The 11,975-nt window shown below is 66.0% G+C and carries 11 protein-coding genes; 3 read left to right on the top strand and 8 right to left on the bottom strand.

From position 1 onward, the window contains the following. Positions 1-2 precede the first annotated feature (2 nt). Positions 3-1,466 carry a nuclease-related domain-containing protein gene (locus CRP45_RS17530; RefSeq protein ID WP_097245952.1) on the top strand — a complete coding sequence of 488 codons (1,464 nt, stop codon included), beginning with the start codon at positions 3-5 and terminating at the stop codon, positions 1,464-1,466. A gap of 117 nt (positions 1,467-1,583) precedes the next feature. On the opposite strand, the gene CRP45_RS17535 is transcribed toward CRP45_RS17530, so the two are convergent. Beyond that, positions 1,584-2,039 (bottom strand): hypothetical protein, encoded by a 456-nt coding sequence (locus CRP45_RS17535; protein WP_245910185.1) that lies wholly within the window; start codon positions 2,037-2,039, stop codon positions 1,584-1,586. A gap of 317 nt (positions 2,040-2,356) precedes the next feature. On the opposite strand from CRP45_RS17535, the gene CRP45_RS17540 reads away from it, so the two are divergent. Together CRP45_RS17540 and CRP45_RS17545 are read left to right on the top strand one after the other, a co-directional pair. Next, positions 2,357-2,719 (top strand): hypothetical protein, encoded by a 363-nt coding sequence (locus CRP45_RS17540; RefSeq protein WP_097245954.1) that lies wholly within the window; start codon positions 2,357-2,359, stop codon positions 2,717-2,719. 137 nt (positions 2,720-2,856) lie between these two features. Beyond that, positions 2,857-3,315 carry a hypothetical protein gene (locus tag CRP45_RS17545; protein WP_143861476.1) on the top strand — a complete coding sequence of 153 codons (459 nt, stop codon included), beginning with the start codon at positions 2,857-2,859 and terminating at the stop codon, positions 3,313-3,315. A 46-nt stretch (positions 3,316-3,361) separates the two neighbouring features. Here CRP45_RS17545 and CRP45_RS17550 read toward each other — a convergent pair whose 3' ends face one another. From CRP45_RS17550 to CRP45_RS17580, 7 genes are all read right to left on the bottom strand, one after another. Beyond that, complete coding sequence (locus CRP45_RS17550) at positions 3,362-4,624, bottom strand: McrC family protein (protein WP_097245956.1); 1,263 nt, start codon at positions 4,622-4,624, stop codon at positions 3,362-3,364. After that, positions 4,617-6,689: an McrB family protein gene (locus CRP45_RS17555; RefSeq protein WP_097245957.1), complete on the bottom strand. Its 2,073-nt coding sequence runs from the start codon at positions 6,687-6,689 to the stop codon at positions 4,617-4,619. The genes CRP45_RS17550 and CRP45_RS17555 overlap by 8 nt, the downstream gene beginning before the upstream one ends. A gap of 22 nt (positions 6,690-6,711) precedes the next feature. Beyond that, entirely contained in the window at positions 6,712-8,010 is a 1,299-nt protein-coding gene (locus CRP45_RS17560) for an AAA domain-containing protein (RefSeq protein WP_097245958.1), read from the bottom strand. Next, the gene (locus CRP45_RS17565) at positions 8,010-9,494 is read right to left on the bottom strand and encodes a hypothetical protein (RefSeq protein WP_097245959.1); all 1,485 of its coding nucleotides are present in this window, start codon (positions 9,492-9,494) and stop codon (positions 8,010-8,012) included. Before CRP45_RS17565 ends, CRP45_RS17560 begins: the two co-directional genes overlap by 1 nt. Further along, positions 9,491-10,579, bottom strand: a complete 1,089-nt coding sequence (locus CRP45_RS17570) for a hypothetical protein (protein ID WP_097245960.1) — start codon at positions 10,577-10,579, stop codon at positions 9,491-9,493. Before CRP45_RS17570 ends, CRP45_RS17565 begins: the two co-directional genes overlap by 4 nt. After that, positions 10,576-11,379 carry a hypothetical protein gene (locus CRP45_RS17575; protein WP_097245961.1) on the bottom strand — a complete coding sequence of 268 codons (804 nt, stop codon included), beginning with the start codon at positions 11,377-11,379 and terminating at the stop codon, positions 10,576-10,578. Before CRP45_RS17575 ends, CRP45_RS17570 begins: the two co-directional genes overlap by 4 nt. 192 nt (positions 11,380-11,571) lie before the next feature. Beyond that, positions 11,572-11,820 carry a hypothetical protein gene (locus CRP45_RS17580; protein ID WP_097245962.1) on the bottom strand — a complete coding sequence of 83 codons (249 nt, stop codon included), beginning with the start codon at positions 11,818-11,820 and terminating at the stop codon, positions 11,572-11,574. Positions 11,821-11,975: the final 155 nt, after the last annotated feature.

Genomic DNA, 11,975 nt, shown 5'->3' on the forward strand with positions numbered 1-11,975 from the left:
CGATGTTGGTCATCGACGAACGAACGGCGATACCGGGAGCCGAGCATCGGGTGCTCGAGTGGATCCGGACATGGACGGGTCAGTACGTCATTGTGGGACTGGCCATCTCGGGCTGCCCCCTCGGTGATCGAGACGAGGGAGCGCTGGAAGCGGACCTGGTGGTGATCACGCCCCGCGCGGTGGTGGTCCTGGAGACCGTGGACATGGTTCCCGAGGCGAGTTCCGGAACGCTCACCGTCGAGGCCGACGGCCGCTGGCGACTGCCGGGGTTCGACGGAGATCCGATCCGCGCTCGCGACACGAGCCCGTTCGACCGCGTTACGAACAACGTAGCGAGCCTGAAGGCGGTGGTAGACCTTCGCCATCCCGAAGCGTTGGTCGACGGCTTGATCGTCGTCGTGCCGCCGCGGGAATCCACCGTGGTCTTGGACGTCGAATCGCGGCAGGGATGCGGTGTCGTGCTCGGCTCCACACCGAGTGAACTGCGCGCCTGGTTTCACCGCACCGCGGGCAGGCGGTTCGTGTGGACCGCCGAGGATGTTCACGCTTTGCTGACAGAGCTGAATGTCGGTGAGTGGGTGCTAGTGGAAGACCTTGTGGCCGAAGGCTTTCCTTGTGAGCGAAAGCAACTCGCCGATGCCGTATCGGATCGGCGGCCGAGGGAACAGCAAACGCCTTGGATCGAGCCCGATCCCGATGTCGAACCGCTCCGGCCGCCACGCAGGTCCGGCGGCGGCACCGGACACGCGCCCTTGATCGAACCGGAGGACGTGCCCCCGATCGAACCGGAGGATGTGGAGTCGGCGGGAGACGAATTCGCCGAAGACTCGCCCGATCTCCCTTACGCGACACACCCCGCGGTGGACCGGGATACCCCACGGACGTCGCGCTCCGACGGGGCCGAGATGCCATCGTCGTCGGCGACCGTGGTCCTGGTCGAGGACGCCCCCAACCCGGTGAGCGTCGACGTTCCCGCTCCCACGCCGCCGGAAAGCCCTGCGGAACCGCAGTTCACCGACCGTTGGTCGTCCTGGATACTGCCGGAAACCGAAAACCCTGCACTTCCGCGTGCCGCCGCCCCATCCCTCCCCAGCCGGACCTGGGACACGCCCGAAATCGAGCCGAAACCGTTGCGCCGCGTCTCGACACCCACTCCGGAAACGCGGCCGAGCGCGATGGTCCTCGGACGGACGATTTCTCCTTCGCGAACCTTCGAGTCTCTCAGGGGTTCGATAGCGCTCGACGGGCATCGTTTCCAGCAACTGGCCGCCTGCGCCGTCATCGCCGCGACTCTCTGCGCGGTCTGGCTCATGGCCTCCACCTGCTCCGCGCGGACCGGAAACGCGGTCGAATCACCGCAGCCCGTGCCGCAGTCGGAAGTCGTCCCGCCGCCCGCGCAAGTCGCCGAGCAGACGGGCGCGATGCCTTTGCCGCCTTTGTGTTTGCCGTTTCCGCCGGACTGCTGACGGCGACGCGTTGGCGTTGAACGCGGTCTGGCACTGCGCTGCCTGGTGGAGCGACTCTGAACCCTGCGCGAAGTCGACCGCGCCGGAAACAATCCGACATTCGCCGACGAGTGCCTCTCAACCTTCCGCGGCCAACAGCACCACGCGGTCGACGGCGGGATCGAACCCGAGAATCGGACACTCGCGAAACCCTTCCGCCGTCATGATCACCGGCTTGCCCAGCCGCCGCCCGACCGCACTCAGGAAGCCGCACAGGATATCCAGCCGATCCTGCCCCTGAAGTTCCCTCAGATCGACATCGAAGTCGATCTCCTCCGCCGAATACGCACGAAAAATCGCCAACATATCCGGTACCGGCCTGACGTACACCTCTACGCACTCACCCTCGGCGGAACGCGAGAACACCTCGGCGGCCGAAGGAAACGGCAAGCGCGCGAACCCTTCCCGATATTCACACCCCCACCCACTCTCCCGAACCAGATCGAACAACGCTTGCCAATCCTCCACAGACGTGCCCGGAACATGGACATCCGGAAGAACACCACCGTCACGCGGGTCGAAATGGGTTGCCACCTCCTCCCACGACAAACTCGTCACACCCGCACAACCCCGCACCGACCTCATCGCCGTCCCCCTCGGAACCGAGGAAGCCCCCCGCCCCCTCCTCCTCTCTTGACCCGACACCCCACCTGCCTCCCCTTCCGCTGCCCCTCCCGCCGCTGCCCGCCACCAGCGGGAATATCCTCACCCGCGTTGTCCCTGTCATTCCTCATGCTCAGGTTGGACGCACCAACTCCGCGCTCGGTTCCATCACATCGACCGCACTGCCTGGGGAGACTCCGGCGTCCCGCCTCGACCGCACCGGCTCCTTCCGCCCGTTGAAGGGATGCGTGTTTCAGGGTCGCCCGCTGTACGACGTGGCGACCCACCTCCACAAGATGGGTTACCTTCCGGAGGAGCAGGAGTCGTTTCTCACCGCGTGGACCGCCGCCGAACCCGAGGCCGCCAGCGGCGAGTGGTCGCGTGATCTGCGGATCTATCTCGAGCACGAGCGGGTGAAGTCCGTCATCGTCGACGCGGTTCGGTACAGCAAGGTGATCACGCAGGGGAGCGCGGGCGTGGAGAGGGAAGCGGCGTTGGTGGCGAGCATGGTCGGGAAGTTGCGGTTGGCGCGGGAGGTGTGGGGGCAGAGCGAGCCGGTCGACGCGGACACGGTGGAAGAGGCTTTGCGCGAGCATTCGCCCCAGACGTGAGGCGCTGCGGCTATCTTCGGTGGTGACGTGCTGCGTGGTGGGACCCTTCGGACGGAGCAGGATTGACGGCGAACAATGCCAAGTACCTCGTCGGGAACGGGCTCGGCGATCGAGTCTCGATTTTCGATGACGGTCGGGTGAAGGTCTGGTCGACCACGCACCTGTGGACCGTCGAAGGACGCGACCGCCACAACGCCCTCGGCGAGACCGTATTCATCGGTGTGGGCCGCGCGTTGTCGACGCCGGGGCCGACGAACCGGCAACACCCATGTGACCTGGAAATTCCGCTCGATGCATTCCGCCCCCGGACGATCGCCGCGACGGTCGGTGTGGACAACGGCACGTTCGTGCAGTTCTTCCACGATGGAGCTATCGCGGTCGGCAACGACGGACGTGATATCGACCAGGTTTTCAACGTCGGCCGCGAAGCGAACCAGACGCGGGGGCGCAACGGCGTGGGCGGCTCGGTGATGATCACCTTCGAGGGAAAGTACCGTCCGAAGTCGCTGCGCGACTGCGATTACCGAGTCACGGTCACGGAAGATGCTTCAGCGCCGCCGAACCGGCTGTACAAAGACGAATTCGAGATCCGCTGACCGGAGTACAGACATATCGCTGTCCAACCCTGTGCTCGAAGCGTCGTCAGTGAATGAGCTCTCCCTCGACCACGTGCCGCCACAGCGTGGATCTCAGCCACGCTGTGGCCTCGGCGGGATCGGCGGACGCGTGCACACCGAGAACGTGGATCGCCCCGAGGTTGCGGCCGGGACCGCTGACTCGTAGAACACGGTGTGAGTGGCGGTGTGGATTCGGGTAGACGATGGCGGCCACTGGCGCTGTGAGCGGTGAATGACCGGCGATATAGGTCAGCAGTTGATGAACATCGGCCGGAGACACCGGATCGGCTTGGTACGTCTTATATTTCGCGTCGATGGGCACTAGGTTGCCCCCTGGGCCACCCATGCGGACGAGAACGTCGGGCCGGAACGGAGGCCGGGTCGACAGATCGCCGTAGACGGTGATGCCGTTGCGACCTGACGACGGAACGATAATCGCTCGGGCGGGCGCGGATTCGCGGGCCAGGCGACGCACCACCGCCTCCCAGAGGCCCGGCAGGTCCAGCAGCAGGCTGTCGGCGTCGTAGCCGATGTCGGTGAGCAGGTCGGTAACGCCACCGCCACGCAGCAGCAATTCCGACCACACATGGGCAGCGCGATAACGACGGTTCAGGTGCGTGTAGCGGCTCCGATCCACCGCACGCAGAGCACCCGATGGTGAACCGGTGACCGGGAACTCTTTGGCCACCGCGCCGATCTCACGGGCGAGGTGAGAATTGGTCACTGCCCTGGCCGCGGCGCGCAGAGCGTGACCACACAGCTGGTTCTCCCAGATGTCGACTTCACGGTCGAACGTGCGCATATGAAGTCGGTCGAGCATCCCGAATCGTTTGGTCGCCTGCGTCGCGGCGTCGAGTCGGCCGCGCAGCACCGGCCCGACGTGCTCGGTGCGAACGTAGTCGCGGCGCAGACCGTCGCGAAGGAGCGTGCGGCATTCGGCGAGCAGTGCGCCGGCGACCACGTCCGCGAAACCATCCCGTTCCACGGTCCAAGCGCGGGTTGTGGTCTCGTGCGGCACGGGTGTCCCGAGGGCATAGCAGAGCCATTGGATCAGGGATCGGCCCGTGAATGCCGTTTTTGGGAGGATCGCCAGGCGGATTCGGTCGAGAGTCAGTACCCCCGCGGTCGCTTCCGGGCGGAATCGCCATCCGGTGCGCGTTTCTACGAGAGTGCCGCGCCGACGGTCGCTCAGCAGCTTCAGCCGACGCAGATCATCATCGGTCAGCTGGTCGTGAGGCAGCGGAACCGATTCGTATTCGGCGACTTCCAGCCGTGGCTTGTCACTCATCGCAGTCGTGGGCGCCCGCGGTGAACTCAGCGGCGAGCGCCGCCGGAAGATCGGCCACCGAGACCTGGGCGGGTCGGCCGGTGGCCTGGTCGACCATCTCACCCAGGATCTGCCGGAGCAGATCGGCGCGCCCGACGCAGTAGTCCACGAGCAGCGGGACGATGTCGTGGTAGAAGGCCGACCAGAGTTCGTCCTCGGTGGCGACCGGCTCGTCATTGCGCAAGAGGTACGCGTGGCCGATGCGATGATCGACGTCGAGCGTGCGATCGATCCGTTCGTTCAATGACGAGAGGAAGGACGACAGCTCCAACGGGCCGACCTGTCCCGACACTGCCTCGGGGTCGGGTTCGACGGACAGGAACGCGAATCGGCGCCGGATCGCGGCATCGAGGTGGCTGACGCTGCGATCGGCGGTGTTCATCGTGCCGATGATCCGGATATTGGGCGGGACCGCGAATCTGCGCTTGCTGATCGGCAGAGTGAGCGGGATGCCGCGCTTGTCGGACTCCAGCAGCGTCACCAGCTCTCCGAAGATGCGCGGCAGGTCACCACGATTGATCTCGTCGATGATCAGTAGGAACGTCGTGTCCGGCTCGGCGGCGGCCGCGGTGCAGAGCGTGTGGAACACGCCGTCCGCCAAGACGAGTCGCAGCCCCTGGCCCGTTGCGTCATGGTCAGGTTTGAAGCCCTCGACGAAATCCTCGTAGCCGTAGGACGGGTGGAATGTGACGAGGCGGACGACGCCGGTATCGAGCAGTTCGACGACCGATTCATTGCGGCGCGGACCATCCGTCACCGCGTGGTTTCCATGCGCGGCGAGTGCGATATTCAGTGCGAGGCGCGTCTTGCCGGTGCCGGGAGGTCCGTGCAGAATCAGCTGGCGCTTGTGGTCGAGGACAGCGAGCGCCTGCGAGACCTCCTCCGGCAAAGGGGTATCAGTACGGACCTCGCCGTTGCTGCCCTCGTGGGCCGTGAGCTGAGCGAGAAGGTTCTCGGATACCTTCGCGAAGGTGGGCCGCCACGCGCCTCTGGGTTTGGGCAGTTCCTGCGCGTAGTCGGTGTCCCACGCGACCGAAACGAGATGCTTCGCCTCCGCTCGACTGTCGTCGAACCGGTAGCCGTCGGTCACCGTGCCGATCGCCAGCACGCGCCGCATGCCTTGATTGGCGACAATGCGATCGCCAGCCTGAAGGTCGCGGTAAGCGATCAGCTTGCGAGCCTTGTCGCCATTGCCGCCGGGGCGCTCCGGATAGGTCGCGTTGAGAACTTCCTTGAGTTCAGCGTCGCTTGTGTACTGGGTGAGATCTCCCACCTCGTCCCATTCGACGCAAATGAATCCGCCTGCGAGACAGTCCTTCCAGAACTTCGCTCCCTCGCCGGGTGCGATCTTCCAGATGGCGCGAGTGCGTCCGCGCGGGTCGTAGTTGTCGTACAGAAACTTCATGACTTCGTGCGGATTCCAGAGGGACAGCTCGTGGTCTCGCATGACGAGATCGCGCAGCTGACGGTTGGCTCGCCAGGCCGGGACATTCTTCTCGGGCGTGCCGCCGAGCTCGGAGATGAACGCGCGCAGATGGGCTGAGGAGAAGATCGGCAGGAAATGCTCGGGGAAGTAGGTGGCGAGCGATTTCGTGACCAGCGCCTGTCCGGACAGAAGTACTTCGAGTTCATCGAGTTCGGCGAACGCCGCCCGCTCCGCGGCGTCGAACGCGGCGACGAATTGGCCGCGCAGACGTTCCCACGCTTGCTCGACGGAGAGACCCAGCAGCGCGGGTGCGAGTTTCCACTCGCCCGAATTGTGCCGGTAGAGCATATGTTTCCGGGCACTGCCGCCGCTGATGCTGCCGAGTTCCCGCGTACCGAACTCCAAGAGGCGGCAATAGGTCACGGCATCGGAATCGGCCGATCCGAGTCCGAGGGCATACCGCTCCACGGGCAGCGTCGGCCAATCGGCCAACGGGAACGTCTCGAGGACAAGCTTGCGTTGGTCGGCAGCGGCGGCGACCCACAGGGCAGCACTGGAACGATCGAACTCGCCGATGGCGGTCCGGAGATCGGTGGTCATGTGTCCTCGCTGAGAAGGGGTGTCAGACGTTCGCCGCGACGCGGTGATGAGACAGGTGGTTGAGGATGGCCTGATTGGCCTCCCAACCGTCGGGGAATTTCACCGGTACGCCCAAGTGCACGGGTTCGGCGGACGGATGGGCGTCGAGGAGTTCGGGGATTCCGGCGCGGCCGACGAGGATGCAGGCGTGGCGGTGACGCGAGGCTAGGACGCAGAGACGTCCCGCTTCGAGGTGAAAAGCACTGGCGTCCCTGCGGCCGGACAGTGGGTGCAGGACCACGGTCACATCGTATTCGCGTCCTTGCAGGCGGTTGGCGGTGTCGACGGTGACCGTCTCGGCCGGGGTGCCGCGCAGCGCGGTGCGTACGGCATCGGCCTGGTCGCGATGGGCGGTGCCGACGGCGACTCGTTCGGCCGTCACCGGGCGAGAGCCTTGCTCGGAATGGGCGGTCGCTCCGCGTTCGAGCAGTCGGCAGGTGATCTCGGCGATCGCGCGGACGGCTTCGCTGTCGGTGCGCAGGGTGTGTCGGGCGGGCAGTTCGTACCAGCCCCAACCGTGTTCGGCCGCTTCATCGAGCACGTCATCGATCGGGCTGCGCAGACCGGCTGCCGCGAACTCCATTCGGCGGTCGTGGATTCCGGTTCCCGCGCGAAACTCGTTGAAGGGATAGAACGCTTTGGAGACCACGGGCGCCGCAGATGCGGACAGCCGCCAGGACACGGGCAGGCTGTGCACGGGAATGTCATCGTTGTTCGCGAGCATTACGCTGACCGCGCTCATCGTGGGATCCCAGCCCAGACCTGCCCACCGATCCACCTCGACGGTGGCGAACGGATCGAGCTGACCGGGGTCGCCGACGAACAGCCCGTGGTCGAAGCGATTCGCGATGCGCAGCAACATATCCGACCGCATCTGATACGCCTCGTCGACGATCGCGTGCGGCCAGCGTCCGTCGTCGATCGTCGCCCATTTGGCGGCGGTGCCGATGAGAATGGTGCTGTCGGTGAGTTCCGCGATTTTCTGGCCGACGGTCACGTTGGGTCGATCGATGCGTTCCGGCTTGAGATACCCGGTGCGGGAGAGCCTTCCGATGCGCAGCGCGGGATCGGCGGTGGCGAGGCGGTCGATGAGATCGTCGACCTGTTCGTTGGTCTGGGCGACGACGATGTGCTGACCGCCGGAAGCGGCGAGCTGTCGCGCCGCACGCACCACCAACGTGGACTTGCCCGCGCCGGGCGGCGAATCGACCACGACGGCACGGTGCGAGGTGTCGGCGAGGTCGGTGAGGATGCCGTCGACGGCCGCATCCGCTGTTCGCATCACAGATCCTCGATGGGTTCGGACTCCGGCGTCCACTCCGGCGGCGGACCGCCGTGTGTCCACGGAGTGTCTTCGCGGGCGGGAAGTTTCGCGGGAGGTCCGCCATTACCGATCTTGAATCCGGCGAAGCACACGGTGCTGCCGAGTTCGGGGACAGACCCTGGACGGGCGACCTTCCCGGTGCCCATCCCGCCGGAGAGCTCCAGCACGATGTAGTCGTGATCGCCCTCCACCGGCAATACCTTTCCCGTCTGGGTGGGATTGCCGACGTTGCAGAACTCATCGCCCTCGGCCACAACGATCGGATCCGCGGTGCGCACCTGCAGAATCGGTCGCAGCAAGGGACGGTTCTTCTCACTCATCACTACCCGGTCCGGATCGACACCGACAACGGTGCCCACGAAAGCTGTTCCGGCCAGTCGATGTTCGAGCATGATCCGAGGATCGTCGAAAGCCCTTTCCGCCTCGTACTTTTCGAGTGCCCGCTCGCGATCGAGTAGCTTCCGCACGGCCGACACCGCCGAATCCCGCCGTGCCTGCGGCACACCTTCGTGAACCGATCCGGCGAAATAGGAGAACGATCCGACGTCCTCGTTCCACCGCCGGGCGACTCGCGCACCGGCTTCGAGTTCGCGCAGCAGCGCGAGGCCCTGCCACATGAGCTGCCAGGTCGGTTCGAGCTGAGCGTGCAGCGCGCGCTCGATGCGCCGTGTGGCAATTGATTTCGCTTCGTTGTCCTCGGCAGTGTCGTATGCGGCGATGAGCGGGGCGAGCTCTTCGTTGTCGAAGCCAGGGTCGGTGGCGGGTCCGGCGGGCGGCACAGACAGCGGGTCTTCGGCGCGCGCGGCGGCCTCGGGACCTGTGCTGCCGGGCGGTGGAGCGATCCACCCGAGCAGTGCGGCGAGATTGGCATCCTCGAGGGCGGATTGGCCGGTGGCCCAGTGGGCGGACAATGCCGACGTGAGGGGAACCAGCGTGCTGGAGCCGGGATGCTCGGCGCGATCGCAGAACCAAGTGAGCCACCGACCGAGCAGCGGAATCGACTCGGGAACAGCGTTGTCGCCCTCGGTTCGATGAAAGCGCACCGAGCGGCCGAGCAGCTTCAGAAACCCCACCCCGCCCGGATTCGGCACCCACAGCTGAGGTGCGTCGAGGCACCGCTCGTAGGTTTCGCCCGATTTGGTGGTCACCTCCTCGGTGTTCTCGGCGTATGCCGCGAGGTGCGGGAGCACGATCTCGGCGAGTTGGGCGAGGAATCGCAGGCGCAGCACCCGGTCTCGTGGCTGCGGCACGGTCAGCAGTGCCGGTGCGGCGGGATCGGACCCCACCATGACCGCCAGTGGTGCGGCGGCTTCACCTGCCAGCTTCAGCGGTACCAGGACCAGCGGATTGTCCGAGAGGTGGATATGGCGCACGTCGGCGATCGGCTCGGCGCGTCCGGTGCGTACCGCGTGCAAGCGAGCGAGGGCGGTCAGGACACTCATGCGCTGGCGATCTCCAGCCGGAGCCGGTCGGCTTCCCGCAGCATGCGGGTGATGTCGGCGAACTCGGGTCCGAGGTCGCGTGAACCGTCGGCGACGGCGAGCACGGTGGCGATGTCGTCGAGGCCGCCGAGGTCGTCGCAGACACCGCGGCCGAGCGCGTCCACCGAGCCGTTCGCCCGCGCGGCGTCGCGGCAGGCGAAAGCCAGCTCGCAAGACGACATACATTCGGGGGCGTAGCGGGCCGGGATATCGGCGATCGTCTTGGCCAAGTGCTCACCAGGTGCGAAAGAAGCACCCTCCGGGAGGGTTTCGACCAACTCACTGATCGCCGTCAGCCGTGACAGCTGACGCGACACGACCGCGATCTGCTTGCGCAAATCCACCAACTCGGCCGTAGGCCGGTTGGTGAAATCCCTGGTGCACACCAGGATCACATCGTGGGACACCAGATCCGGCGACTCGCCGATCTCGGTCATGAGCTCGCGCAACGCGATGACGTAGACGGCGGACTGACGCGCCGCGGCGGCGACCTGAACCGGATCGGCCTGTCCGTCGACCACCGGGAAAGACTTGATCTCCACCACGTGGAAGCGACCGCCGATCTGCAAGGCGACCACGTCCGGCTCCAGATAGGCCGCGGCACCCGCGATGTCGAGCCGCAGCATCGGATGGTCGAACAGAGTGCCGTCGCCGGAGCTGATCGCGTGCGCGAGCAGCTGACGGGTCCGTTTGTAGCGCACGGCATTACCCGCGTTGTCACCGACCGAATTCAGATCGTGATAGGCGACCTCGGGAATGGGGAGGTTCAGCTTCTCACGGAGCAACGCCAGCAGCTCCGCGCACCCGTTCTCCTTCACCATCGCCTCGAACGCGTTACCGCGTGTGATCGCGAACTGCGACTGACCGAATCGGGGTGGAAAGCCCAGTTCCCTGGCGATGGCCGCCTTGTCGGCCGCCGCCGCGTCCAGCAGCGCTCGTCGCGCGCAACCGGGGTTCGCCGTCAACGCCGCGATGGTGCGGGCATTGTGGCGGCACGCCGGCGCCGCACCGCGCAGCTCGTCCAGCCGTGCCGAAAGTGTGTTCATCCCACCTCGTTTCGTCTTCTATTGGCCACGCCGAGCCGGACCCCGAACAACCGGGCGGCCTCGTCGAGCTGCTGATTCGCGCGTCGCGCGGCCTCGGCGCGGCGGCGCGCGTCCTCCGCGCGGTGGACCTCGAGTTCCCTGGTGGCGGCGTCGATCACCGCGGCATGGTCGATCGTGTCCGGCGAACCCTGCACGCCGGGAACGGTAACCGCGAGCTTCCACAAGATCCGCTGCGCACTGGCACCGCAATCGTGTTGTGCGACGATATGTTCGGCGATCCGGATGGTCGCGGTGAGCAGATCCACGCGAGGGCTGAGCGGACCGATCATCCGCTGCGCCAACGGCCAGGTGCTCACCGCCATCAAACCGCGCGCCGGGGCGAGGTGATCGGCGGTGAGGGCCGCGCAGATGTAGTACGGGCGGGTGAACGGCGAAGCGCGGAACGAACGCTCTTCGTCGCGGCGCAGACTGGTCAACCGGCCGGGAGCGACGGCGCCGGAGAAGAACGATTCATGGACCGCCAGAACAAGTTTCGGCGACGCGGGAACTCCGAGCAGGGTGAGCGAGCGGTGGACGTGCTCGCGGATCGGCATCCCGACCGCTTCCGTCTTTTCCTCGGGCACCTCCTCCGCTCGCGGTGCCTCGGCTCCGAGAACGGCTGAATCCCAAGCATCCTCGGTTCGCCGCAACTCGGCTCGGAGTTGGCGGGCGGTCGCGCGATCCCCGGCGGTCACCGCGCGCCGCACCTCGGCACGCAACTCGCCGATGCGCGCCTCCAGCTTCTCGGCGGCGTCGGTCATGGCGCGAGCGTATCCATATCTTCCAGTGAAATCCAGTAACTTCCAGCATTTGCCCGCTGGTGACCGCCCGGCCGTCCAAACAGGGTGCCCGCACCATATCCGCCGGGGCCGACAACTTGATTCCGTCGGTGTGCGGGAAGATCGCCGTCGAAAATGCGGGGGGTGCCTGCACCGAAGCAGGCACCCCTTCGTTCACTCGCAGCCGATGCCGTTGCCGTCGCGATCGAGCCCGTACTCGTCCGGGCCGATGACCTGGACGCGGCCGGTGTAGACGGGACCGTTGCCACTGCCGCCCTCGCAGTCCACGTCGCTGACGATGGGCAGGCAGGGGATGTAGGAGTCGTGGCAGTTGGAGGGTTCGGCGATCGCCTCCTGCGGGGTTGCGAGGGCGAAGCCGAAAGCGGCGATCGCGGCGGAGGCGAGGGTGACGATGTACTTCATTGTGCTCCATCCAGTTGTGTTGCGGACGACAGTCTGCCACGGCCCAGATCATGAATCGCGCAGTACCGGACGGTAATTCACGCTGGTTTGGCAAGGGTATCGATGTGCTTGCTTCGTATCGAGGGCTCGTCGGCCGCGGAGGTGTATGCGTTGTC

The sequence above is a fragment of the Nocardia amikacinitolerans genome, from assembly GCF_900215415.1.
GTDB lineage: Bacteria > Actinomycetota > Actinomycetes > Mycobacteriales > Mycobacteriaceae > Nocardia > Nocardia amikacinitolerans.

Excerpts from the sequence above, each read along its gene's own strand:
- CRP45_RS17575 (WP_097245961.1), bottom strand. The coding sequence starts at position 11,379 with ATGACCGACGCCGCCGAGAAGCTGGAGGCGCGCATCGGCGAGTTGCGT.
- CRP45_RS17530 (WP_097245952.1), top strand. The coding sequence starts at position 3 with ATGTTGGTCATCGACGAACGAACGGCGATACCGGGAGCCGAGCATCGG.
- CRP45_RS17570 (WP_097245960.1), bottom strand. The coding sequence starts at position 10,579 with ATGAACACACTTTCGGCACGGCTGGACGAGCTGCGCGGTGCGGCGCCG.
- CRP45_RS17560 (WP_097245958.1), bottom strand. The coding sequence starts at position 8,010 with ATGCGAACAGCGGATGCGGCCGTCGACGGCATCCTCACCGACCTCGCC.
- CRP45_RS17565 (WP_097245959.1), bottom strand. The coding sequence starts at position 9,494 with ATGAGTGTCCTGACCGCCCTCGCTCGCTTGCACGCGGTACGCACCGGA.
- CRP45_RS17580 (WP_097245962.1), bottom strand. The coding sequence starts at position 11,820 with ATGAAGTACATCGTCACCCTCGCCTCCGCCGCGATCGCCGCTTTCGGC.
- CRP45_RS17550 (WP_097245956.1), bottom strand. The coding sequence starts at position 4,624 with ATGAGTGACAAGCCACGGCTGGAAGTCGCCGAATACGAATCGGTTCCG.
- CRP45_RS17555 (WP_097245957.1), bottom strand. The coding sequence starts at position 6,689 with ATGACCACCGATCTCCGGACCGCCATCGGCGAGTTCGATCGTTCCAGT.